At 67.8% G+C, this 22,621-nt stretch carries 19 protein-coding genes and 2 pseudogenes; 9 read left to right on the forward strand and 12 right to left on the reverse strand.

Features of this window, described 5'->3' with window-relative positions:
* Position 1 precedes the first annotated feature (1 nt).
* The 3 genes from KA711_12620 to KA711_12630 all read right to left on the reverse strand — a co-directional run bounded on the left by KA711_12620 (position 2) and on the right by KA711_12630 (position 2,151).
* Positions 2 to 880 carry a metal ABC transporter permease gene (locus KA711_12620; protein MCM0609815.1) on the reverse strand — a complete coding sequence of 293 codons (879 nt, stop codon included), beginning with the start codon at positions 878 to 880 and terminating at the stop codon, positions 2 to 4.
* Positions 877 to 1,611, reverse strand: a complete 735-nt coding sequence (locus tag KA711_12625; protein MCM0609816.1) for a metal ABC transporter ATP-binding protein — start codon at positions 1,609 to 1,611, stop codon at positions 877 to 879. The genes KA711_12620 and KA711_12625 overlap by 4 nt, the downstream gene beginning before the upstream one ends.
* Positions 1,612 to 1,713: 102 nt before the next feature.
* Positions 1,714 to 2,151 (reverse strand): transcriptional repressor, encoded by a 438-nt coding sequence (locus KA711_12630; protein MCM0609817.1) that lies wholly within the window; start codon positions 2,149 to 2,151, stop codon positions 1,714 to 1,716.
* 28 nt (positions 2,152 to 2,179) lie between these two features.
* Here KA711_12630 and KA711_12635 point away from each other — a divergent pair, with 28 nt between their 5' ends.
* The 5 genes from KA711_12635 (at position 2,180) to KA711_12655 (ending at position 7,525) form a co-directional block, all read left to right on the forward strand.
* Positions 2,180 to 3,685, forward strand: a complete 1,506-nt coding sequence (locus KA711_12635; GenBank protein ID MCM0609818.1) for a hypothetical protein — start codon at positions 2,180 to 2,182, stop codon at positions 3,683 to 3,685.
* Positions 3,686 to 3,920: 235 nt separating this feature from the next.
* The gene (locus KA711_12640; GenBank protein ID MCM0609819.1) at positions 3,921 to 4,841 is read left to right on the forward strand and encodes a hypothetical protein; all 921 of its coding nucleotides are present in this window, start codon (positions 3,921 to 3,923) and stop codon (positions 4,839 to 4,841) included.
* Positions 4,831 to 5,763, forward strand: coding sequence for a zinc ABC transporter substrate-binding protein (locus tag KA711_12645; protein MCM0609820.1), 933 nt, complete (start codon positions 4,831 to 4,833; stop codon positions 5,761 to 5,763). Before KA711_12640 ends, KA711_12645 begins: the two co-directional genes overlap by 11 nt.
* A 17-nt stretch (positions 5,764 to 5,780) precedes the next feature.
* Positions 5,781 to 6,548, forward strand: a complete 768-nt coding sequence (locus KA711_12650; GenBank protein MCM0609821.1) for a metal ABC transporter permease — start codon at positions 5,781 to 5,783, stop codon at positions 6,546 to 6,548.
* Positions 6,545 to 7,525, forward strand: a complete 981-nt coding sequence (locus KA711_12655; GenBank protein ID MCM0609822.1) for a GTP-binding protein — start codon at positions 6,545 to 6,547, stop codon at positions 7,523 to 7,525. The genes KA711_12650 and KA711_12655 overlap by 4 nt, the downstream gene beginning before the upstream one ends.
* 536 nt (positions 7,526 to 8,061) lie before the next feature.
* Here KA711_12655 and istB read toward each other — a convergent pair.
* The 8 genes and pseudogenes from istB to KA711_12695 all read right to left on the reverse strand — a co-directional run bounded on the left by istB (position 8,062) and on the right by KA711_12695 (position 17,465).
* Positions 8,062 to 8,823 carry an IS21-like element helper ATPase IstB gene (gene istB / locus KA711_12660; protein MCM0609823.1) on the reverse strand — a complete coding sequence of 254 codons (762 nt, stop codon included), beginning with the start codon at positions 8,821 to 8,823 and terminating at the stop codon, positions 8,062 to 8,064.
* 13 nt (positions 8,824 to 8,836) lie between these two features.
* Positions 8,837 to 10,297 (reverse strand): IS21 family transposase, encoded by a 1,461-nt coding sequence (gene istA / locus KA711_12665; GenBank protein MCM0609824.1) that lies wholly within the window; start codon positions 10,295 to 10,297, stop codon positions 8,837 to 8,839.
* Positions 10,290 to 10,712, reverse strand: coding sequence for a hypothetical protein (locus KA711_12670; GenBank protein MCM0609825.1), 423 nt, complete (start codon positions 10,710 to 10,712; stop codon positions 10,290 to 10,292). The genes istA and KA711_12670 overlap by 8 nt, the downstream gene beginning before the upstream one ends.
* Positions 10,713 to 11,372: 660 nt before the next feature.
* Positions 11,373 to 12,671, reverse strand: coding sequence for a hypothetical protein (locus tag KA711_12675; protein MCM0609826.1), 1,299 nt, complete (start codon positions 12,669 to 12,671; stop codon positions 11,373 to 11,375).
* Entirely contained in the window at positions 12,649 to 13,539 is an 891-nt protein-coding gene (locus KA711_12680) for a hypothetical protein (GenBank protein ID MCM0609827.1), read from the reverse strand. The genes KA711_12675 and KA711_12680 overlap by 23 nt, the downstream gene beginning before the upstream one ends.
* Positions 13,540 to 13,865: 326 nt before the next feature.
* Positions 13,866 to 15,125: pseudogene (locus KA711_12685) on the reverse strand (metallophosphatase family protein).
* A gap of 107 nt (positions 15,126 to 15,232) precedes the next feature.
* Positions 15,233 to 16,564 (reverse strand): hypothetical protein, encoded by a 1,332-nt coding sequence (locus KA711_12690; GenBank protein MCM0609828.1) that lies wholly within the window; start codon positions 16,562 to 16,564, stop codon positions 15,233 to 15,235.
* A 541-nt stretch (positions 16,565 to 17,105) separates the two neighbouring features.
* A pseudogene (locus tag KA711_12695) lies at positions 17,106 to 17,465 on the reverse strand (DUF302 domain-containing protein).
* Positions 17,466 to 17,488: 23 nt separating this feature from the next.
* Between KA711_12695 and KA711_12700 the strand changes: the two are divergent.
* Genes KA711_12700 through KA711_12715 form a run of 4 tightly spaced genes read left to right on the forward strand, consistent with a single transcriptional unit; the run spans position 17,489 to position 21,207 of the window.
* The gene (locus tag KA711_12700; GenBank protein MCM0609829.1) at positions 17,489 to 18,088 is read left to right on the forward strand and encodes a TetR family transcriptional regulator; all 600 of its coding nucleotides are present in this window, start codon (positions 17,489 to 17,491) and stop codon (positions 18,086 to 18,088) included.
* Positions 18,085 to 19,275 (forward strand): efflux RND transporter periplasmic adaptor subunit, encoded by a 1,191-nt coding sequence (locus tag KA711_12705; protein ID MCM0609830.1) that lies wholly within the window; start codon positions 18,085 to 18,087, stop codon positions 19,273 to 19,275. Before KA711_12700 ends, KA711_12705 begins: the two co-directional genes overlap by 4 nt.
* The gene (locus KA711_12710) at positions 19,272 to 20,498 is read left to right on the forward strand and encodes an ABC transporter permease (protein ID MCM0609831.1); all 1,227 of its coding nucleotides are present in this window, start codon (positions 19,272 to 19,274) and stop codon (positions 20,496 to 20,498) included. The genes KA711_12705 and KA711_12710 overlap by 4 nt, the downstream gene beginning before the upstream one ends.
* A 1-nt stretch (position 20,499) precedes the next feature.
* Positions 20,500 to 21,207, forward strand: a complete 708-nt coding sequence (locus tag KA711_12715) for an ABC transporter ATP-binding protein (protein MCM0609832.1) — start codon at positions 20,500 to 20,502, stop codon at positions 21,205 to 21,207.
* Between the two features lie 15 nt (positions 21,208 to 21,222).
* Here the strand turns inward: KA711_12715 and ccoG are convergent, their stop codons facing one another.
* Positions 21,223 to 22,614, reverse strand: coding sequence for a cytochrome c oxidase accessory protein CcoG (gene ccoG / locus KA711_12720; GenBank protein ID MCM0609833.1), 1,392 nt, complete (start codon positions 22,612 to 22,614; stop codon positions 21,223 to 21,225).
* Positions 22,615 to 22,621 lie beyond the last annotated feature (7 nt).

Below are 22,621 nucleotides of genomic sequence, written 5' to 3' on the forward strand. Positions count from 1 at the left end.
TTCAACGGGTGAGGTGGGACGCAGCCAGAAAGCGTCGCGTGACGATGCCGTCGCGAGCGCCGAACAGAACCGAGGCGATGTAGGCACCGCCGCAAACCAGCACGATGCAAGGGCCGGACGGCAACTCTGCGTGGTAGCTAAGCAGCAGTCCGGCGGCGCCGGACACCGCGCCGATGGCCACCGACAGCACAGCCATCGCCGGCAGGCTCGCCACCCAGAAACGGGCGGCGGCTGCCGGCAGCATCATCAAGCCCACCGCCATCAGCGTGCCCAGGGCCTGGAAGGCGCTGACCAGGTTAGCCACCAGCAGCACCAGCAGCATCATGTGCGCGCGCGCACCCGGGCCGCCCACGCTGCGCAGGAAGCCGGGGTCGAAGCTCTCCAGCACCAGCGGCCGGTACATCAGCGCCAGCGCCCACAGCGTGAGGCTGGCCACCACGGCGATCTGCAGCAGCGCCGCGTCGTCCACCGCCAGCACGCTGCCGAACAGCATGTGCATCAGGTCGATCTGGCTGCCGCGCAGCGACACCAGCAGCACACCCAGCGCCAGCGCGATCAGGTAGAAGGCCGCGAAGCTGGCGTCCTCACGCTGCGGTGTGCTGCGGGTGACGAAACCGGCCGCCAACGCCACCGCCAACGCTGCGACGAAGCCGCCCGCGCTCATGGCCGGCAGAGACAGCCCCGCCAGCAGAAAGCCAGCGGCTGCCCCGGGCAGCACGGCGTGCGCCATCGCGTCGCCCACGAGGCTCATGCGTCGCAGCACCAGCACGCAGCCGATGGGCGCGCAGCCCAGCGACAACGCCAACGTGGCCACCAGAGCCCGGCGCATGAACGGGAACTCGATGAAGGGATCGAGCAGCGAAGCAGCAAACCCGGTCATGCCGACACCTTGCAGGCCGGTGCCGATTCGTCCCAGGCTTCGGCCATTTGCCGCGCCTTGAACAGGTGCTCGGCCTTCAGCACCTCGGCCGTCGGCCCCCAGACCACGCGTTCGCGGGCCAGCAGCAGCACCTGCTCGAAGTGCTCGCGCACCTGTTCGATGTCGTGCAGAACGGCAATCACGGTCCGCGCCTCTTGCTTCCAGCGATGCAGCAGCGCCAGCAAGTCGGCCGTGGTGCGTGCGTCAATGGCATTGAAGGGTTCATCCAGCAGGATCAGCCCGGCGTCCTGCACCAGCACCCGCGCGAACAGCACGCGCTGGGCTTGGCCAGCAGAGAGCTCGCCCAACCAGCGCTGCGCAAAACCGATCAGACCCACGGCGGCCAGTGCTTCATCGATGCCGCTTCGGTCTTCGGGCCGCAGGCCGCCAAAGCTGCCTATGCGTGACCACAAGCCCATGGTCACCGCCTCATGCACGCGCACCGGAAAGCTGCGGTCCAGCGACGAGGCCTGCGGCAGATAGGCCACGCGCAGCGACGAGTCGCGCTCGATGCGGCCTTCAAAGTCGCGGATCGTGCCGCCGAGCGCGCCCAGCAAAGTACTCTTGCCCGCGCCGTTGGGGCCAACCACGGCAGTCAGCGCGCCGGCCGCGAAGGCGCCGCTGAGGTGATGGACTGCCGGGTGGCCGCGGTAGGACACCGTCAAGTCGCGTACGGTCACGGCGGCGTTCATGTGATGGCCCACGCGACGGCCAGCCACAGCAGGGCGATCGCCGCGCTGGCCAGCAACAGGCGCGTCGCGGCGCTTGCCGTCAGCACGGCGTCGCGCCGCGGGTCAGCCGCGGTGCCGATGAGTGGCTGTGCGCGCCGTTGCACTCGCGCGCTTGGCGCGCTTGCCAGCCGGCGCCACGCAGTCCATGCAGCGGCCGTACAGCGTCAGATCGTGGTCTTCCACCGTGAAGCCCTGCGGCGCCAGACCTGACAGGTCGCCGGGGCACGCATGCACGTCGAACACCCGCTGGCACTGCCGGCACTGGAAGTGGTGGTGGTGTTGATGCCCCACCAATTCGTAGCGCGGGTTCTCGCCGGGCAGGTTCACCGCCTGCAGTTCGCCTTCCTCGACCAGTGCTTTGAGGTTGCGGTAGACGGTGGCGAAACCAAGGCCAGGCACCTCCTTCTGGGCGGCGTCCAGCACCTCCTGCGGAAGCAGCGGGCGGTCGGCTAGCGCGATGGCGTCGCGGATGGCGCTGCGCTGACGGGTGTTGCGTTCCATGCATCAAGGGTACCGGAGTTGGGAGGGGGTGACGCTGGGCGAATGTGCTGCGGGGCCAGCGGGCGAGGCGGAAAGTTGCATCGGTCGGGTTTCGGTGACCGTTTCAATAATGATAATGCAGTACCATTACGACCAACGCGTTGCATCGCGGCATTTCGAACATGAGCCCTCCACGCCTTCCGCTCAGGGCCTAGCGGACACACCCATCCATCTCACTCGAAGGAGAAAACCCATGATGACAAGCACGATCCGCTGCCGTCGGTGGCTGCTGAGCAGCCTAGCCTCTGTATGCATGCTCACCGCGTGCGGCGGCGGAGTCGAAAGCGAAGCAGAACACGAGCACGAGAACACTGCCATCGACACCGCTGGGCGACTGGCGGTCACAGAGGTGAACACCGCCACGCTGCGCATCCACGACCTGGACAGCGGCACGGTCGAGGCCAGCCACGTCATGCAAGGCGCCCCCTCGGCGGTGTACGCCAGCCCGGGCGGCCGCTACGCGGTAGTCCCGCAACGCACGCAGGACCGGGTGCAGTTCGTCGATGGTGGGATCTATCAAGAAGATCATGGCAACCACCTGCACGACTACAAGCAGGCCTCACGCGCGGTGAGCTATGTGCTCGCAGGCGCGCGTCCCACCCACTACGACAACCAGGCGGGTGTTCAGGCGGCCTTCTTCCTTGATGGAAACAGCGCGGCCACGCCGGTGCAAAACGCCGGCGTACGCCTGTTTACCGACGCGTCCATTGCCGCTGGCAACCTTGTCGCCTCGCTTGACTTGAGCACGCCCATGCACGGCCTGGCCGAACCGGTGGGCAACAAGCTGCTGGCGGGTTGGAGCGTAGGCACCGACACCTTGCCCACCAAACTGGCGCTGCATCAGCGCAACGGCGCTGCCTACACGCTGGTGCGCGAACTGCCCACAGTCTGCACTGGCATGCACGGCAGCTTCAGCGCAGGCAGCAGCACGCTGGTGGGCTGCACATCCGGCATGATGCTCGTCAAGCACCCCACCGCCACCACGGTGAGCGACGGCCAATTGCTGGTCACCGCGCTGCGCGTGGGCACGATCGCGGGACATCCGCGTCTGCCGGACCACTTCATTGGCATCGCCACCGAGGGCACAGCCCCGGCGCCGGTGACCACGCGCTTTTACGCCGTCAATGGCGAGACGGCAACCGTCAGCGACTTCACGCCCGAGGGCTGGGCCACTTCTCGCGTGCGGCGCGCACATGGATTCGATCGCAGCGGCCAACGCTTCTTCATCGTCGACGACCAGGGCACATTGATCGTCGCGCAGCGCCAGGGCGCGGGATGGGTCAACCTCCTGCGAGTGACAGCGGCCATCCCAACCATGCCGACGGCAGCGCCCTGGCCTGCGATGGCGGCCAACGGCGCCAAGGACGAGGTCTACGTCACCGATCCGGTGGCCAGACAGCTCGTGGTCGTCAACAGCGTCACCGGCGCGGTCGTGACGCGCCGCGATCTCGGCTACACGCCCTCCGCCCTGGCGTGGCTCGGCATCATCCGATGAGGCCATCTCGATGACAACCACATCCACGCTTTGTGCAGTGCTCGCGCTATCGGCCGCCTGCACCCATGCATCGGCTCAGACCACCGGCGGTTGGCAGTTCGGCGCCGTGTTGGACGTCGGGCTGACTTCTAGTGCGTTGGCGCTGGGCAGCCGTGACAAGGGCCTTCAACTGGGGCACAGCGACCTTACAGCCAGCGGACCTGTGGGCGCGCTGTTCAAGGCGCACCTCGGCGCCATGTTCGAAACGCACGACGGCAAGCTGGAGAAGAGCCTGGAGGAAGCGTGGATCGAGACCACGCGCCTGCCCGCTGGCTTGCAGGTTCGCGGTGGGCGTTTCGCGTCGCAGATCGGCTACCTCAACCAGCAGCATCCGCATGCCGACGACTTCGTCGAGCGGCCTCTGCTGTATCGCGGCTTCTTCGGTGGACACTGGAACGACGACGGTGTGCGCCTCAACTGGACCGCGCCGACACCGTTCTACCTTCTGCTTGGGGTCGAGGCCTTTGGTGGAAAGCGGCTGGTGGAAGAAACGGTGCGCCCTTCGCGCAACCCAGGCATCGCTACGCTCGTGGTCAAGACGGGCGCTGACCTGAACCGCTCGCAGAGCTGGCAGCTGGGCCTGTCGCGCATCCGCAGCCGACGCGAGGCGGTTGTGGAGGAACACGGGCACGAAGAAGGGGGCGAAGAGGCTCACGGACACCACGACCATGAGCATGCCCACGGTGCGCAGTTCAGTGGCCGCAAGACGTGGATGATCGACGCCACATGGAAGTGGGCACCCGGCGGCAACAACCGCGACCAGCAGGTGCGCGTGGGTTTTGAGGCAGCGCGCATCACGGGGCTCGGCCAGTTCGCCACGTCACGGGACAAGCACGAGGCCAATGCCGTCACTGTGGTGTGGCGCTTCCGCCCGGACTGGGAGATTGGTGCGCGGGCCGATTGGCTGCGCGCGCGCATGCCGCATGAGGATCACTTCGACAGTGTGCTGCTGCGTGAGCGCGCGGTGATGGTGGCCTGGAAGCCCAGCCACATGCAGTCGCTGCGCCTGCAGTTCACCACGCAACGCGACGCCGTGGGGTTCGAGAACCCGGCCAAGCGCTCGGTGCAACTGCAGTATGTGCTGGCCTTTGGGGCGCATGGTGCCCATGCCTACTAGCCGCCGCCTGAAGGCTTTTCGCGTGGGTCTGTCGGGACTCGTCGGGACGTGGCTGGTCACACCCGCGGCCGCGTTCACGGTGTTCGCGTGCGAGCCCGAGTGGGCCGCGCTCACACGCGTGCTGATGCCTGCGGCGCGTGTGCATGTGGCCACGCATGTGGGGCAAGACCCGCATCACATCGAGGCTCGACCCGCCCTCATTGCCCAGCTGCGCTCTGCCGATCTGGCGGTATGCACCGGCGCGTCGCTGGAGTCGGGTTGGTTGCCCACCCTGCAGGAGCGTGCCGGCAACGCCCGCGCGCGCGATGTCTTCTTTGCGTCGGACCACGTGGTGCTGATTGATCCCCAGCCCGGCGCCATCGGCACGCCTTGGGCCGGTGACGTGCATGCCGAGGGCAATCCACACCTGCACGTGGATCCTCGCAACTTGCTCGTGGTAGCGCGTGAACTGAGCGAGCGGCTTGGTAACGAAGCGCCGGCCGAGCGCGCCGCCATCGAGCAGCGCCGCATGGGCTTCGAGACCCGCTGGCGCCTGCAGGTGACCGAGTGGGAAGCGCGCGCCGCGCCTTTGCGCGGGCAGCAGGTGGCGGCTCAACACACGGGGTTCGGATACCTGTGGCATTGGCTTGGCATCAAGCAGGTGGCCGACCTCGAACCCAAGCCTGGCATGTCGCCCACACCGGGGCATCTGCAACGGCTGCTCGAGGGTCTGCGCGCAAAGCCACCGCTGGCCGTGGTGATCTCCGCCTACCAGGATCCACGCCCGGGCCGGTGGCTGACGGCGCAGTTGGCTGCACACGGTACGGCAGTGGTTCCTTTGCTGGTACTGCCGGCGACGGTGCCTGAAGGCGCGGGTGAGAAGGAGTTGGTTCAGTGGATGGACGGCCTGCTCCGCGAGCTGCTGCAGGCGGCCAGACGATGAATGACAGTACGCTAGCCTTGGACACATGGTTCCTGCTGCCGGTGGCCGCGTTGATGTTGGGTGTGCTGGCCCTCGCACCCTTGGGCGCGCAGGTGCTGGCGCGTGGTGTTGTCTTCATCGACCTGGCGGTGGCGCAGGCTGCGGCCGCCGCGGCGCTCTGGGTCGGGGCTCTGGTCGACCACCCCGACTGGTTGACCACCCAGGCCTTGGCCATCGGTGGTGCGTTGACATGCGCCGGTGCAGTCGCCTGGGTGTCGCGGCGTTGGCCCAGCCAGCGCGAGGCGCTGATCGGCTTGCTGTACGTGCTAGGCGCCAGCATCGCACTGCTGGGCTCGCGGCAGGACCCGCACGGCCGCGAGCGCATGTCCGAACTGCTGGCCGCCGACGTGCTGTGGGCGCAGTGGCCGCAGGTGGTCGTGCTGGCCTCCTGTGCCGCGGTTGTGCTCCCGCTCGGCCGGCGACTCGCACGCGACGGCATCTTCTTCCCGGTTTTCGCTGTTGTGGCGAGCCTGGCCGTGCCCGTGCTCGGCCTGTTCCTGGTGTTCGCCACGCTGATCGCGCCAGCGCTGTGGCAGCGCGCCGGCGCCTCGCGTGTCCTGGCCTGGGCTGGCGCGGTGGCGGCCTGCGGCGCGGGCCTGGCCGCGAGCTGGGCCTTCGATGCACCCAGCGGCGCCTGCGTGGCACTTGCACTGTCGGCCTATGGAGCCCTCAGCGCACTGCGCAGCGGCAGCTCCGACCTTCACGCCCCTTCGGAACACGCAGCAGTACAGGAGAAAGCCCGATGAACCTTACGCCCGTCACCATCCTCACCGGCTTCTTGGGCAGCGGCAAGACCACGCTGCTCAACCGCATCCTGAAGGAGCAGCACGGCCACCGCATCGCTGTGATCGAGAACGAATTCGGCGAGGCCGGCATCGACAACGAGCTGCTCGTGCAAGACCGTGACGAGCAGATCATCGAGATGAACAACGGCTGCATCTGCTGCACCGTTCGTGGCGACCTGGTGCGCATCCTGGGCGAGCTGCATGCGAAGAAGGCCGCCGGCGAGCTGCATTTCGACCGCGTGATCATCGAGACCACCGGGTTGGCCGACCCTGCGCCCGTGGCGCAGACCTTCTTCGTCGACGAGGCCATCGGCCAGCACTACCTGCTGGACGCCATCGTTACCATGGTCGACGCCAAGCACGCGCCGCAGCAGCTGGACGAACACCACGAAGCACAGGAGCAGGTGGGCTTTGCCGACCGCATCCTCATCACCAAGACCGACGTGGTGCAGCCTGACGACGTGGCACAGCTGCGCCAGCGCCTGGTGAAGATGAACCCGCGCGCCAAGATCGGCGAGGCCAAGCATGGCGTGGCGGCCATCGACGACTTGCTGGACATCCGTGGTTTCAACCTCAACGCCATTCTGGAGATCGAGCCCGAGTTCCTGACCGACGTGGACCACGAGCACGACGACGACGTGACCTCGTTCGTCTTTCGCGAAAGCCGGCCGCTGAACCTGGAGCGCGTCGAGGACTTTCTGAGCGGTATCGTGCAGGTCTATGGCACCAAGCTGATGCGCTACAAGGGCGTGCTCAATATCCGCAATGTCGAGCAGCGCGTCGTCTTCCAGGGGGTGCACATGCTGATGGGATCTGACATCGGCAGCGCCTGGAAGCCAGGCGAGAAACGCGACAGCAAGATGGTCTTCATCGGGCGTGACATGCCCAAGGACGTGCTGCTGGACGGGCTGGCGCAGTGCGTGACCTCTAGGGTCTGAGTGATGTCAATGACTGACTGCTCTTCGCATTTTGCTGGGACGGCTTTGGGTCGTCAGCAGGTATAGCCCGCCAGCATCTGACCGACTGCAATCAGTCTGGTCCGGGTGCCCAACCCAAGAGCGGCGCCCCTCAACTCCTGCTAGGGCGCGGCCAGCCCTTGCACCCGTTGGCATCAATCCAGGCGGCGGCGCCAGGGGGCCCTGCCACCCAGAGTGCCCGCATCATCTGCTGACGCGCTCTTTTCCTACCCGGCCATCACCTCCAGATCGATCACCGCGTCAGCCATCGCCGTCAGCTCCGGCGTCTGCGACACGAAGAACTCCCGTGCATAGCCACCCAGCTCCAGCACGCGCCGCTTCATCGCCATGAACATGCGCTTGCGCTCCGGGTCCAGCGGCCCATCGGTCTCGTCGGAGAACTGTGGGCGCCGGTGCGAACGTGTTGAGTTCTGGCCGGTTTCGAAATGCTGAGGGGATCGCGGAGGGAGTGGCGTGATGCCGGCGCTGACGCGGCACGCAGTGGATGCCGGCGTGCTTCAGATCTCGGCGTGTGACTGGCCGCGGTAGCTCTTGCCTTCGATCACGACGGTCTCGACGTGGTGCAGCAGCCTGTCCAGGAGTGCCGAGGCCAGGGTCGCGTCGTTGTTGAAGATCCCGGCCCATTGCTTGTACGGGCGATTCGTTGTCAACAGCGTGGTGCCGCGCTCGTAGCGGTGGCTGATGATCTGGAACAGGCAGTCGGCGCCGAACTTGTCGATGGGCAGGTAGCCCAGCTCGTCGATGCACAGCACCTCGGGCTTGACGTAGGCTGCCAGCGCCCGCTTGAGGCCGCCGGCGGCCTGCGCGGTGGCCAGCGTGTTGATGATGTCGATGGCGCCGGTGAACAGCACCGAGTGCCCGCGCTGGCACGCTGCATAGCCCAGGGCCGTCATCAAGTGGCTCTTGCCCAGGCCGACGCCGGAGATGAACACCACGTTGGCGTGCCGGGCCACGAAGTCCAGGTGGAACAGGTTCTGTATCTGCGGCCGGTTGATCTTGGTGGGCCAGTTCCAGTCGAACTTGTCGATGGTCTTGAGCACGGGGAAGCGGGCCTGGCGGATGCAGCGCTGCACGCGTCGGTCCTCGCGCTGGGCGGCCTCGCCGTTGAGCAGCTCGGCGAAGTAGGCCAAGTGCGACCACTGCTTGTCGGCGGCGGCCTTGGCCAGTGGCTGGTAGTTCTCGCGCATGAACGGCAGGTTCAGCGCGGTGAGCTTGGCCTGCGCGGACAGGGCATCGGGGTGGGCGTGGCGTGCTCGCATGGTTGTCGCTCCTTCACTCACGGTCGTAGATGGACAGGTCGGGCGCGGGGATCTCGATGTCGAGCAGGTCGGCACTGCGGGTGAGCTGCAGGGCGGCGGGCTCGGCCCCGATGCGCCGGCGCGCGGCCAGGATGTGGGCGATGTACTCGGCGCTGAAGGCCTGCAGCTCCAGACCGTCGTCGATGGCGCGCTCGACGGCCTCGCGGCCGTGCATCTCGGCCAGGGCGAGGATCTGGCGCAGGTGCACCCGGGCGTTCACACGCCGGGCCTCCAGGCCCTCGCGGTAGGCTTGGGCGCGCGGCGACAGGGCCAGGAACTGCACCAGCAGGCGTTGCTCGCGGGCGCTCTTGCGCTGCTGGGCGAGTTGCTGGGCGTGCTCGGCAAGCTCGAAGTCCTTGTTGCGCTGCATGCTTCGCGCGTGGAGCGCGACGAGTTGGTCGTGGGCATAGATGCACAAGCGGTCGGCCCAGGCCTTCAGGGTCAGGCGTTGACCCACATGGCGCGAGGGCACGGAGTAGGTGTTGGAGTCCAGCGCGACGCGGAACTGCTTGTTGACGCTTGCCGTGCGCACGCGTGCGAGGTCGAACCCGACGGGGTTGAGCCGCTTGAGGCGGGCGCGCTCTTCCTCGAACATGTCCACGGGTCGGCGCTGGGTGGCGCCGTGCACGCGCACGTCGGCCACCGTGTCCACCCACAGCTGCGCGGCGGGCTGCACGGCGCTGAAGTCGATGAACTCCTGGCCGGCCAGGAAGTTCTTCTTCACGTAACCCACGCCGTTCTCCACGCGTCCCTTCTCCCAACCCGAAGCCACGTTGCAGGGGGTGATCTGGAAGCCCCAATGGCGCGAGAAGTCGAGGTACTTGGGGTTGAACACCGGCGCCTCACCGACCAGGCGCTTGAGCACGGCGGACTTCAGGTTGTCGACCATCAGCCGCGCGGGCACTGAACCGAAGGCGGCGAAGGCGTTCTCGTGGCAGGCCAGGAAGAACTCCATCTCCTGCGACACGGTGAACTCCAGGTACATGCGCCGGCTGTAGCACAGCACCATCACGAAGAAGCTCAGGCGCCGGCGCGTGTTGCCCACGGCGACGGTGCCGAACTCACCCCAGTCGAGCTGCGCGCACTCGCCCGGCTCGAAGTCCAGCTTGAGGAAGGCCGGCCGCTGTCGCGGGCGGATGCGGTGCACGTAGTCCTTGACGATGGTGATGCCGCCGCCGTAGCCGGCCTCGAGCAGCCGCTGGTAGATCTGCTGGGCGCTGTACGGGTGGGCGTCGAGCCAGCGCACGATCTGGCCCTTGAAGGCGTCGAGCTTGCTGGCGCGCAGCACGGCCTTGCGCGCTCGGAACTGTTCGGCCTGCGCCCACCGGGCGACGGTGCGTACATCCAGGCCCAGCGCTCGCGCGGTCTGCGCCACCGTGAGTTGCTGGCGCACCAGGTGGTCACGGATGCGGCAGTAGGTCTCGTAGTCAACCACGGCGCGCTCGAGCCTGCTGCAGCAGCGCGGCCAGGCTCACGGGCTGGCCGCCGGTGTTGGCCCCGGCAACGCCCGGTGGACGCGGCGCCGGGCGCTGCGCCGCCACGGTCCCCGGCAGGGCCAGCACCTGGTACAGCGGCGAGCGATAGGCGATGAGATCCAGCTCGATGAGCTGCTGGCGTGCCGCGGCGAACTGCTCGTCACTCAGGTGCAGCCGCCGGGCGAGCGTGGCCGAGCCGTAGTAGCTCAGGCCCTGGGCATCGGACACCGTGACCAGGAACAGGTACAGCGCCGCCGAGCGGGCCTCACAGCGGTCGATGAAGTGCTGCTGCACGAGCGCCTGGTCAACCCAGCTGAACTGCTCGGGGACCTGGCGCAGCCGCTCGGGCCGAAGTAGCTGCTTGATGGCCTTCACCGCACCTCCCGTTGATCACGTCGCGCCCAAGTTGTACGAGGCGCCGGGTGGTGCTGGCCATGTCATCTTGTAGCGCCGGCTGGAACAGATGGGCCACAAGCCCCGCCAGCAAAGGCGATTCGGCGATCAAGAGATCTTGTAACGCCACGGTCGGGGGCGCCCCGGGAGCCTCGACACGATTGGCCGATTCCTCAATCGAATCAGGCACTTGCAGCGGCAAGAGATCTTGTAACGCCCGCGGCGGGCGCACCCGGTCGCAGCTGTAGCCGGGATGCGCGGCGCGCCAAGCCTGGACGCGGGCGACGTGCACGGGGCCGCTGAAGTAGTCGCGGTTGGATGGCTTGGACAACCAGGCGGCCTGGCTGGCTGCCTTGCTCGCGCGCCGGCAATCGACGGCGCAGCAGTAGCGCTGACGTTCACCGCTGCGATGGTCGGGGAGGAAAAACTCCCCGCACGACATGCACTTGCGCTGTCCCGCCTTGGCCATCGTCGCTCCCCAACGAACCCGTCGAGCGCGACAACCACCTCGAGCGAACACTCGTCGGCGCAGAGTCTGAAGAAGAAGGAGAACGGAGCTGAAGAAGACCGTCAGAGACGGTGATCCGAAGAAGACGGATCAGCAAGAACACGCACGTTCAGACCGGCTGAAAGAAGACAAATTCAAGCCGGCGCCCACAAGAACAGGGTGTCGTAGCGCCGCCCGGTGTTCTGCGCCAGGTACAGCGCCACGGCGCGCACCAGGCACTCGTTGATCCAGACCCGTTCGCCGCCACTCATTGCCGCGACGCTCTTGTCCTCGCCCGACTCCGCGTCGTAAACGCGGATGTCGAAACCCTCTCGCTGCTCTCCCTTGGCCGTCTCCTGCAAGGTCTCGATGGCCACCGTGAAGCGCCGGCCATAGCAGGCCAGCAGCAGGTCGTTCACCAGGCCTGACAAGGTCGGCCCTGCATCGTCGCTGGCCAGCGCGATCAGGCCGTCGTTGCCCATGCAACGGGCGAACAGCAGCCAGTTGGCAAGTTCCTGCTCCACGCGTGTCGTGCGCGACGCGGCCGCGTCGCGTCGGCGTTGATGCTCCGCCGCTTTAGCCGTCAGCGCTGCCAGGGCATGCGCGTCACGGACTGCGGCCAGATGCGCCTGCTCCGCCTCGGCCACGCCACCTTGCGAGCGCTCAACCTCGGCCCGCGCACGAATGAGTTGCTCTGCGTCCATCGGCGCAGGCAGTGCCTCGATCGTGGACTGGAGTCGCTGTATCGAAGCCTGGGTCTGCCCTTCCTGAAAACACAGGCGCTCGGCAATCCGCAGGCGGCTGGCCATGATCTGCTGGCGCTCGGCGGCCTCGGTCTCGGTATCGACCGCGATGCCCGCCGGTTCTGACCGGCCAGGAGCCACCGGCAGCGCGGCAAGTTCGTCCGCCGCGCCGCCAAGACCTGCTCGGGCCTGGGCCATTTCCGCATGGCGCGCCGCCAGCGCCGCATAGGCAGCCTGGCGAACCTGGGCTTGCCGCAGCCAGCGCTCGGCCCAGCTCAGATCCTGCGGTGCACCGAGGCTGGCGGTCACCGCTTCCTGTGAGGACTGGAGTAGAAGCCGAAGCCCTTCCCGCTCAGCGGCCAGTTTGCGGATGCGCTGCTGCGCGCTTGGCGCCAGCGCGGCAGCCTCGTGGGCGTCCGACAGCAGCTGGCATTGCCCCTGCATGGGCGTGCCGCTGCAGGGCACGCGGTTGCTCAGGGCCAGCCGGCGGTTCAGGTCTTCGGCCTGCAGGGCGGCCTGCCCCGCCTCACGTTCGAGCGATGACAGGCGCTGCTCGAGCCCGGCGACGGCATCGCGCCGACGCGCGAGGGCCTCGACAGCGTCGCGCGCCGTCTGCACACACTGCTCGCGGCGACGCGCCACCTCGGTGGCCAACGGCAGCCGGCGGCCGGCACGGGCGACCGCAGCCTCATCCTGCAGCGCACGCTGCAAGGACAGGACGCGGGACTCCAGCCGTTGTCGCTGCGCCCTGACCTGCTCGCCCCGGCTGCGCGACACGCCGGTCGAGCCGTGCGAACTGGTCCGTGGCCTCCCGGTCTTGCGCGCGGAGGTCTTGCAGCGCGCGGTCACCAGCGGCACGGGCGCGGGTCAGCTCCTCCATCAACTGCGCGCGCCGGCTCTCGACGGCCTTTGCCTGCTGGTGATGGGCCAGCAAGGACGCTTCGCGGGATCGCGCCGACTCCAGCTGGCTCTGGGTTGCTTGCCGGCGGGTCTGCGCCGCCTGCATCCGCTCGTCCGCGCCACTCAATCGACGGGCCTCATCCGCCAACCGCTGCTGCTCGGCATCGAGGGCAGCCCCATCGGCCCGCAGCGCGGCCAGCGCCGCCTTCAGCTGCCGCGCCGTCTCTCCCGCCTTCTGGCCGAGCGCGCGGATGTCATCCTGCCCCAGCAGGTCGGCCAGCAGCGCCTTGATCTCACCGTTGCGATAGGCGCTGAGCTGCCGCTTGCCCTGGGCCGAGAAGACCGACGTGAAGAAGGTGTCCGCCGGCCCGCAGATGGCCTCGACGCATCGGGCATAGGTCTCGACCTTGCCGTCGGAGACGGTGCCATCGGGCAGCGCGGCGGGGCACCATGTGCCGGCGTCGTCCAGCGTCAGCAGGTAGGCCTCGGTCTTGCGGCGGCTCGCGGTGCGGCCGTTCATGCGGATGACCACCTGGGACCGGTAGCTGCGCCCGGCGTGCGCCCAGTGCAAGTCCTTCTCGTTCTCCGGCAGGCAGACCTGGTCGTAGTACGAGAAACCGCCCGGCCCGGCCTGCGCCGCCCGCGACGGCATGGTCAGGTAAGGGTGCAGGTTGTCCATCACCGTGGACTTGCCGCGGCCGTTGGCGCCAGCGATGGCGACCAGCGCGGCACCCTCGGCCAGCCGCTGCAGGTCGAGGGTCAGTTCGTCGAGCCCAAGGCCGTCGCGGATGCCCCGGAAGCCCCGGAGCCTGAGTGAAAGAGCTTGCATGGGATGACTCCAGCGCCGCTGTGCGGCGCGGTGGGTGTTGCCGGAAGCGAGGCAAGCCTTGGCGCGGACCTGGCGCCGGTTCAGGCCGCCTCGAAGAGGTCCAGTCTCGGGCTCGCCGCGGCCGGGTCAAGGCCGCTCGGCGCAGCCGCATTCGGGCGCGCCGCGCTGCCATCGGGCGTCGCCAGCACTGACGCAACGATGTCCTCGGGCTCGGCGGTCGTCGCCCGCTCCAGGCACTCCAGCAGCGGCGCCGCGTTGACCTCCGTGGCCTTGGCCCAGGCCCTTACCTTGTCGGCAAGGCTGACGAGCTGCGAGATGCCCGGTGCGCGGGTGCGCACCACCGGCACGATCCGCCCTTCCAGTTGGACATCGGCGGCGCCGGACAGGGCGCGCTCGATGGCACCGCGATCCACCTCGTGCCGGTCCTCCTCGGCCACGGTCCATCGGACCCGCACGCTGACGCCGGCCAGTTCCTGGGCGCGAACGGTCTCCCGCAGGTGGTCCAGATCGGGCCGGCCCTCGAAAACGATGTCCAGGGTCCGCCGCGCGGGTGTCGGCTCGAGGCGGCAGTCCACCCCGTCCGGTCCCACCTCCCACAACAGGAACCCTTTGTCGCCCTGCTCTCCATGGTGGAAGCGGCCAATGGACCCGGCGTAGGCGATGCTCTGGCGCCGGTCGCCCTGCCCTTGCGTCCAGGCCTGGTGCCGGTGGATGTGGCCGAGCAGGAAGGCCTGTGCCCCTGCGCTGAACAGCGCGCCGGTGGTGAACTCGTGGTCGAAACCGGCCATCGGTACACCGTGCTCGGTCAAGCAGCCGCAGACCGTGCCATGCGACACCGCGAGCGTCGGCACGCCGGCAGCTCGGGCCGCGCCATGGATGCCGGCGTAGCCCTGCAGCAGCAAGGCCAGTTGCTCGCCCTGGGCCTGAGCGGCGGCCGTGGCGCCCACCGATGCCGCCACGGCCGCTTTGTTGATCGAGGGGATGCAGGTGAACAGCACTCGAGCACCGGCAGGAACCTCGGGGAAACGCGGGCCTTCGGACGGCAGCCACAAGTCGGCGGCAGGCGCATCGGCCCCCGACATGTCCGGCGGCGACGAGTTCGCCATCAACGCGACTTGTCCGATCCGGTCCGCGACGAAGACCCGATGCCGGCTGCCCAGCATCCGGAACACCGACAGCGTGCCCGGCGGCTCGTGCGACCACGTGCCCTGCAGCATCAGCACCGGGCAATGGTCGGCCAGGCGGCGCACCTGCGTCAGCAGCCGCAGCGCCGCCGGTGCATGCAGGTCGAGCGCATGGTCGGTGGCATCCCCGGAGAGCACGGCGACGTCGACACCAAGTTCGATGGCGCGGTCCACCGCCGCCGCGAAGCAGCGGTCGGCCTCTTCGAGATGGCGCGGGCCGTAGTGCAGGTCAGACATGTGCGCCACGCGCACCTGATGCGACTGGCGACCTGACGCGTGTCCATGCCGATGCCCTTCTGCGCAGCGTGAAACCTCCGTGCAGTGCACGCCGCTTCCGCCCTGACGGTGACCCTGCCGACTCACGATGCCACCTGCTGCAGTTCGGCGTTGATCTTGTCGGCGTATCCCTGGGGATCGTTCCGAAAGCGCTCCAGCTCGCCAAAGGCCCGTTGCCGACCCTGCGGATTGAGCTTCCAACCGGGGCCCCAGCGCGTGGCCGCATAGCTTAGCCAGGTCTGGGCAGGCACGCCCATGGTCGCCAGTTGCGCCAGCACATGCTCCAGCGTGGGCGGCTCATCTTGTCTGGACGATCTGCCAGGCTGCGGATCACCCGCCGCCGCAGGTTCGCCAGTGGGATCGGGCACAACCTCTGGCGTCGACGAAGCGCTCCCCCGTTGGCCCTGGAGCACGCGAGATGCGACATCGGCCTGCAGGAGCACAGTGTCCTGATCGTCCTGCTCGCGCATCAGCGTCGCCACGTCGACCGGCGCCTCCAGTTCGATGATCCATTGGGGCACCCTGGCAGGCCGCCCGTGGTCGTCGATGTGCACCACCTCCATCAACCGCTTGGTCAGGTAGAACGGCGTGCCCTGGCGGTCCAGGAAGCCGGCAAGCCGGCCACCCAGCAGGAACGCCACGGTCTCGAAAGTGCGGATCGCCGCATTCATCGCATAGAAGCTGCGCGTGTGCAGTTCGAAGGCGCTGATCGAGCGGATGCCGGGAACGAAGAACAGGAAGCGTCCGGTGAGGTTGCACTGCCGCTGCTGGTACTCGGGGCAGGACTCCGGCTGGCAGAGCCCGCCGTTGTCCTCGCGCGGGATCGCCTTGCGACCACCGAACAGGCGCACCGTGCGGCGCCCGGTCGCGTCCACCGGCACCGGCGCGTGCGTCATGCAGTGGCGCCATCGCTGACCGTCTGAACCAGGGGCTGAATACTCGGACCAGAAGCGCTTGTCCTGCGCACCCCAGGTGGCCAGTTCGTGCGGCATCACGCTTTGCCAGCGATCGGTCGGGAACACCACCGGAAAACGGTAGAGGCGCCGGCCGTCACCGCGGTCCTGCCCGTAAAGGTCAATGATCTGCGTCGCCAGTTCCGGGTTCGGGAAGTCCTGCGCGCGGACGGTGAACCACGGCACATTGCGCGGAACGAGCGGTGTCTTGAGGTCGGGGCAGGCGTCGGCCAGGGCGCGCTCGATCTGGTCGAAGGAATGGCCCTGCGTCAGACCCTGCTCGTAGATCGCCTGCGCACGCGGCACCTCGGCAGCGCGGCGCGTCAGAACCTTGATGCCTGCGCGGATCTTGCCGCCGGTAGGTAGGCGGGGTACGCCCTGCCCCAGCAGGGTCGGCGCAATGGAGGGCCCGCCGTGCAGCACGACGGCGGGTCGGGGGTCGGGGGATGGAGACGAGGCCATCGGCGTTCCTCGGTGGACGTCGGGAGATTCCGACGAACCATCGTCTCGCGGCGAAGCTCGCTTTCAACCCCTGCCAGAGCAACCTCGCTGAACCGATCCACCCCCGAACGGCCGCTTGGCGCTACTGCTGTCGTTCATCTCGCGGTGACACGCACCTGCTTCCGACCCTCAGCCGCCCTTCGAGCTTCGACAAAGCTGCCCGCCGGCTCGGCCAACGTTCTTCGCGTCGCGCATCCGCATAGCGTCCGTTCGCGGACTTCAACAATCGGTCCGTCCTCCGCGTGCCAACGCCTAGCGGCACACCAACCTAAATGCGCCAATGCGTAGAGACCCGCCAGACGACAGTGCTCCCCTGGGTGCAGCGTGTCCCAGGGCTAGTTCCGTGCGAATGTCGAACGGTCCGCTTGGTGCGCTACTCGGCCCCGGCCGGTGGCGCTAGTGCCGAAGCCTCATGAGAAACAAAACTTTCCGCATTGCGAAACGGCCGGAATTCAGCCGTTTCTCCGCGAACGCCGGGCGCCGCCAGGGACCTGGGATGCTCTCAGGTGGCCTGGGTCGCGCTGCCGCCGAGCCTCTCGCAGGCACGGCGCAGGCGCTGCTCTGCCGCATCGGCCACCAACCGGTCCTCCGGCTTGCCAACCAGGTGCACCATGATCTGCGGATCGAGGAAGCCGACGACGACACGGCCAGGCACCTCTTACCGGACGATTGCGTTGCAGAGCAGCAGCAAGCCGATGTCCGGCACGGCCGTCACGGCCTGGTGCGCCAGCGGTGGGTTGCACGCGCCGAGGATGCGGTAGGGCTGCATCTCCTGGTCCAACTTCTCGACAGGCGGAGGTCGGGTTTGACTGGGGTCATGGTGATCTGCCTGGAAGCAACGCATATTTGATAAGTCATCCATTACTTACCACTTCACGCCGCACCATGCAGACACGCCTGTCCACCGAAGAGCGCCAGACGGAGATCGTGGCGGCTGCACTGCAGCTGGCACACGACACGAGCCCGGCGCAGATCACGACGACTGACATCGCCTTGGCCATCGGCGTCACACAGGGTGCGGTGTTCAAGCATTTCCCCACCAAGGACGCCATCTGGGTAGCAGCGGCGCGGTGGGTCCGCGAAGCGCTCATGCAGACCGTGAGCCATGCAGCCGCCGATGCGGTTTCGCCTGTGGATGCACTCGCGGCGATGTTCCGCGCGCATGTCGACTTCGTCATCGCGCACCCCGGCGTGCCGCGTCTGATCTTCCATGAACTGCAGCAACCCGCCGACTCCGCGACCAAACAGGAGGTGCGCTTGCTGCTGCAGGGCTACCGCAAGCTGCTGCTGGACACCCTTGAGCGAGCTGTGAGGCAGGGCCAGGTGATAGGCGACCTCGACCGCGAGGCCGCTGCGACCACCTTCGTCGGCCTGATCCAGGGCTTGGTAATGCAGGCCATGCTGGCCGGCCGGCCAGTCGCGATGCGCTCACAGGGCGAACGTGTATTCACCCTGTTCAGGCGCAGCCTCGGGGAGATCTCATGAAGCTGTCGTCGATTGGATTGCGCCGGCTGGTGTTGGTCCTGCTCGGCCTGGGCCTAGCGGCGGCTATGGCATTCGTCGTGATGCGCTCCGGGCCGCTGGCGCCCACTCGCGTCACTATCATCAAAGCCGCCGAAGGCCGGCTCACGCCGGCACTGTTCGGGATCGGCACCGTCGAGGCCCGCCGCAGCTACCTGATTGGGCCCACAGTCGCGGGTCGTGTTCGTTCGGTGACCGTCGACGTGGGCGACCGGGTTAAGGCTGGCCAGTTACTCGCCGAGATGGACCCCGTGGACCTGGACGAGCGCACGGCTGCCCTCGACGCTTCGGTGGCCCGCGCCGGTAGTGCCATGGCCGCGGCGGACGCGCAGCGCCGTGACGCGCTGGCCCGCAAGGAACTCGCGGCGGTCAATGCGCGCCGCTACGTCGAACTGGGTGCTCAAAACTTCATCAGCACCGGCGCTGTCGAAGCGCGCCTGCAAGAGCAGGCATCGGCCGATGCCATCGTCAGTGCGGCCGATGCCAATCTCACTGCAGCCCGGCAGGACCAGCAACGGCTGGCGGCCGAACGCGCCGGGCTTCGCCAGCAACGCGCGAACGTGCGCCTGCTGGCGCCGGCCGACGGCGTGGTGACCAGCCGTGACGCCGAACCGGGATCGACGGTGGTGGCTGGCCAGGCGGTGCTGCGCGTCTTCGATCCCGCGTCCCTTTGGATCAAGGTGCGCCTGGACCAGGGCCGCTCGTCAGGGCTCGCCGCCGGGCTGCCGGCGCAGGTGGTGTTGCGGTCGAATCCGGGACAGTCATTCGCTGGAAAGGTGGCCCGCGTCGAAGCCGTCAGCGACAGCGTGACCGAAGAGCGCGTGGCCCTTGTGAGCCTCGACCAGGCGCCGGCCAGCCTGTCGATGGGCGAACTGGCCGAGGTGACCTTGTCGCTACCCACGACCGCCCAGGCTGTACTGCTGCCCAACGCCGCCGTCAAGCGCGTGCAGGCACAGACCGGGGTGTGGACGATCGAAAGCGGCGCCCTGAAGTTCGCGCCGGTCCGCCTGGGCCAGACCAGCCTGGACGGCCAAGTGCAGGTGCTCGAAGGCATCAAGCCTGGCGCGTCGGTCGTCGTGCGCAGCGAGAAGGACCTCGGCGCCAAGACCCGCATCACCGTCGTCGACTCGCTCTCAGGGCAGCAGCCATGATCAGCCTCGCAGGCAGGGACATCCTCCACTCCTGGGGCAAGTTCGTCCTGACCGGCATCGGCCTGGGCCTGTTGATCGGCGTGACGCTGACCATGGCCGGCGTGTACCGCGGCATGGTCGACGACGCGCGCGCGCTGCTGAACAACAGCGGTGCCGACCTGTGGGTGGTGCAGCAGGACACGCAGGGGCCTTATGCCGAGTCGTCCAGCCTGCGCGACGACGCGGTGCGCAGCGTGCTGGGCATGGCGGGCGTCGCGCGCGCCGCCAACGTGACCTACCTGACGATGCAGGTGAGACGCACCGCCACGGTGGGTGCCGCCGCGGCGGAAGGCGCCGACGACGACGTGCGCGCCATGGTGGTCGGCTTCGAGCCCGGACAGCCCGGCGAACCGGGCTACTTGGTGGCCGGCCGGCACATCACGCGCAGCCACTACGAGGCCGTGGCCGACGTGCGAACCGGGTTCGCGCTGGGCGAGCGCATCCGCATCCGCCGCCACGACTACACGGTCGTCGGTCTGACCCGGCGCATGGTGTCCTCGGGCGGTGACCCGATGGTCTTCATCCCGCTGAAGGACGCACAGGAAGCACAGTTCCTGAAGGACAACGACGCCATCGTCAACGATCGCGCACGCACAGCTGCCAACCCGAGCCTCAACCGGCCCGGCGTGACCGGTCTGCTGGAGGCGATCCAGGCGTCGCAGGCGAACAACCGCAACGTCAACGCGATCCTCGTGCAGGTGCAGCCCGGCACCGACGCCGAGAGCGTGGCCGAACCGGTGCGCCGATGGAAGCACCTGGAAGCCTTCACGCGCGCGCAGATGGAGGAGATCCTCGTCGCCAAGCTGATTGCCACGTCGGCCAAGCAGATCGGCATGTTCCTGGTGATCCTGGCCATCGTCAGCGCGGCCATCGTCGCCTTCATCATCTACACGATGACGCTGGGCAAGATCCGCGAGATCGCCGTGCTGAAGCTCATCGGCACGCGCAACCGCACCATCGCCGGGATGATCCTGCAGCAGGCGCTGGGCCTGGGTCTGATCGGCTTCATCGTCGGCAAGGTGGCGGCCACCTTCTGGGCGCCCATCTTTCCGAAGTACGTGCTGCTGGAATCGGGCGACGCATTGCGCGGGCTGGTAGCCGTGGTGGTGATCTGCGCGCTGGCCAGCACGCTGGCGATTCGGGTGGCGCTGAAGGTCGACCCGGCTGCGGCGATCGGGGGCTGAAGTGGGCGAACTCGGCATCCGCATTGAACACCTGCGCAAGCGCTACGGCGAAGGCGACACCGCCGTCGACGCACTGAAGGACGTAAACATGACGGTGGCGCCGGGCGAGGTGGTGGGCCTCATCGGCCCGTCCGGCTCGGGCAAGAGCACGCTGCTGAAGTGCCTGGGCGCCGTCATCGAGCCGAGCGGCGGCAAGATGGTGCTGGGCGGCGAAACCATCTACGACGACGGCTGGAAGATCCCCGATCTGCGCGCGTTGCGGCGGGACAGCATCGGCTTCGTGTTCCAGGCGCCCTACCTGATCCCGTTCCTCGACGTGACGGACAACGTGGCCCTTTTGCCCATGCTGGCTGGCCGGCCGAATGCCGAGGCACGGGAACGCGCGCGGGAACTGCTGACCGCGCTCGATGTCGGCCACCGCGCGCAGGCGCAGCCTTCAGAGCTGTCGGGCGGTGAACAGCAGCGCGTGTCGATCGCCCGGGCGCTGGCGAACCGGCCCCCGGTCATCCTCGCCGACGAACCCACCGCACCGCTGGACAGCGAGCGGGCCTTGGCCGTGGTGCGCATCCTCAACCAAATGGCCCTGCAACACCACACGGCCATCATCGTCGTGACGCACGACGAGAAGATCATCCCGACCTTCAAGCGGCTGTACCTCATCCGCGATGGCAGCACCCACGAGGAGGCGGGCGAAGGTCGCAGCCTCTGACCTGCGCCGTGGTTCTCAGCGCGGCACGAAGAAGGCCGACTTCTCGAATTGGGTGGCCGATGTGCCCGCGCCATCGCCTGCTTCGGGCACCGCGGCCTTCACCTCGAAAACCACGGGCACCGACCGGCCCGCGAGCCCCTGTGCCACGGCGAAAGGCAGGCGCAGGCTCACCGACACCGACGCCACATCGGCTGGGCCGGCATGGGCCGGAGCGGCCAATACCTGCAAGCCCTCGATGCCGGAAGCGGACACCCGGTACGTCTGCGTGCCCTCGGTGCGGTTCATGATCTGGGTGCGGTAGACGTTCTCGACGGTGCCGTCCCCCACCACGCGCGCCAATGCACCGCGGTCCTTGACCACATCAGACTTGAACGGGCTGCGCATCGCGACGCTGGCCGCGAAGGCGATGCTGGCCGAGGCCAACACGGCTCCATAGATCAGCACACGGGGCCGCAGCGCACGCTTGAACATCTGCAGCCGCGTCCAGCCGTTCACGACACCGTTTTCGGTGGAGTAGCGGATCAGCCCCTTGGTGTAGCCCATCTTGTCCATCACGTCGTCGCAGACGTCGATGCACGCAGCGCAGCCGATGCACTCGTTCTGCAGCCCATTTCGGATGTCGATACCCGTGGGGCACACCTGCACGCACAAGGTGCAGTCGATGCAGTCGCCCAGTCCCTGCACGGCGGCGTTCGTCTTCTTCGAGCGTGAGCCGCGCGGATCGCCGCGACCGGCGTCGTAGGCGATGACCAGGGAGTCCTTGTCGATCGGCGCGCTCTGGAAACGCGCATAGGGGCACATGTACTTGCACATCTGCTCGCGCAGGAAGCCGGCGTTGCCGTAGGTGGCGGCGCCATAGAACAGCACCCAAAAGGCGTTCCACGCCGACATGTCCAGGGCCATCGCGGCGACGGCCAGTTCCCGGATTGACGTGAAGTAGCCGACGAAGCTGAAGCCGGTGATCAGCGCGATGGCCAGCCACACCACCTGCTTGGCGCCCTTGCGCAGGATCTTGTTCACGCCCCAGGGCGCCTGGTCCAGCCGCATGCGCGCGATGCGGTCGCCCTCGATCTGGCGTTCGGCCCACATGAAGATCTCGGTGTAGACCGTTTGCGGGCAGGTGTAGCCGCACCACAGCCGGCCGGCCACCGCGGTGAAGAAGAACAGTGCCAGGGCCGACAACACCAGCAGCGGGGCCAGGAAGATCAGGTCCTGCGGATAGAGCAGAAGGCCGAAGATGTAGAAGCGCTGCGCCTCCAGATCGAACAGCACGGCCTGGCATCCGCCCCATTGCAGCCACGGCAGGCCGTAGAACAGCAGCTGCGTGAGCCAGACAAAGAACCAGCGCCAGGTGGCAAACCAGCCCTTCACCGCACGCGGGTAGATCGTCGCCTGCTTCTGGTACATCGAGACG

Origin of the sequence: Ideonella sp. WA131b (genome assembly GCA_023657425.1) — a bacterium.
Lineage (GTDB): Bacteria > Pseudomonadota > Gammaproteobacteria > Burkholderiales > Burkholderiaceae_C > Rubrivivax.

Bases quoted from the DNA above. Each gene is read 5' to 3' on its own strand.
- KA711_12620 (MCM0609815.1), bottom strand. From the start codon at position 880: ATGACCGGGTTTGCTGCTTCGCTGCTCGATCCCTTCATCGAGTTCCCG.
- KA711_12625 (MCM0609816.1), bottom strand. From the start codon at position 1,611: ATGAACGCCGCCGTGACCGTACGCGACTTGACGGTGTCCTACCGCGGC.
- KA711_12630 (MCM0609817.1), bottom strand. From the start codon at position 2,151: ATGGAACGCAACACCCGTCAGCGCAGCGCCATCCGCGACGCCATCGCG.
- KA711_12640 (MCM0609819.1), top strand. From the start codon at position 3,921: ATGTTCGAAACGCACGACGGCAAGCTGGAGAAGAGCCTGGAGGAAGCG.
- KA711_12645 (MCM0609820.1), top strand. From the start codon at position 4,831: ATGCCTACTAGCCGCCGCCTGAAGGCTTTTCGCGTGGGTCTGTCGGGA.
- KA711_12655 (MCM0609822.1), top strand. From the start codon at position 6,545: ATGAACCTTACGCCCGTCACCATCCTCACCGGCTTCTTGGGCAGCGGC.
- istB (MCM0609823.1), bottom strand. From the start codon at position 8,823: ATGCGAGCACGCCACGCCCACCCCGATGCCCTGTCCGCGCAGGCCAAG.
- KA711_12680 (MCM0609827.1), bottom strand. From the start codon at position 13,539: ATGGACAACCTGCACCCTTACCTGACCATGCCGTCGCGGGCGGCGCAG.
- KA711_12690 (MCM0609828.1), bottom strand. From the start codon at position 16,564: ATGGCCTCGTCTCCATCCCCCGACCCCCGACCCGCCGTCGTGCTGCAC.
- KA711_12700 (MCM0609829.1), top strand. From the start codon at position 17,489: ATGCAGACACGCCTGTCCACCGAAGAGCGCCAGACGGAGATCGTGGCG.
- KA711_12705 (MCM0609830.1), top strand. From the start codon at position 18,085: ATGAAGCTGTCGTCGATTGGATTGCGCCGGCTGGTGTTGGTCCTGCTC.
- KA711_12710 (MCM0609831.1), top strand. From the start codon at position 19,272: ATGATCAGCCTCGCAGGCAGGGACATCCTCCACTCCTGGGGCAAGTTC.
- ccoG (MCM0609833.1), bottom strand. From the start codon at position 22,614: ATGTACCAGAAGCAGGCGACGATCTACCCGCGTGCGGTGAAGGGCTGG.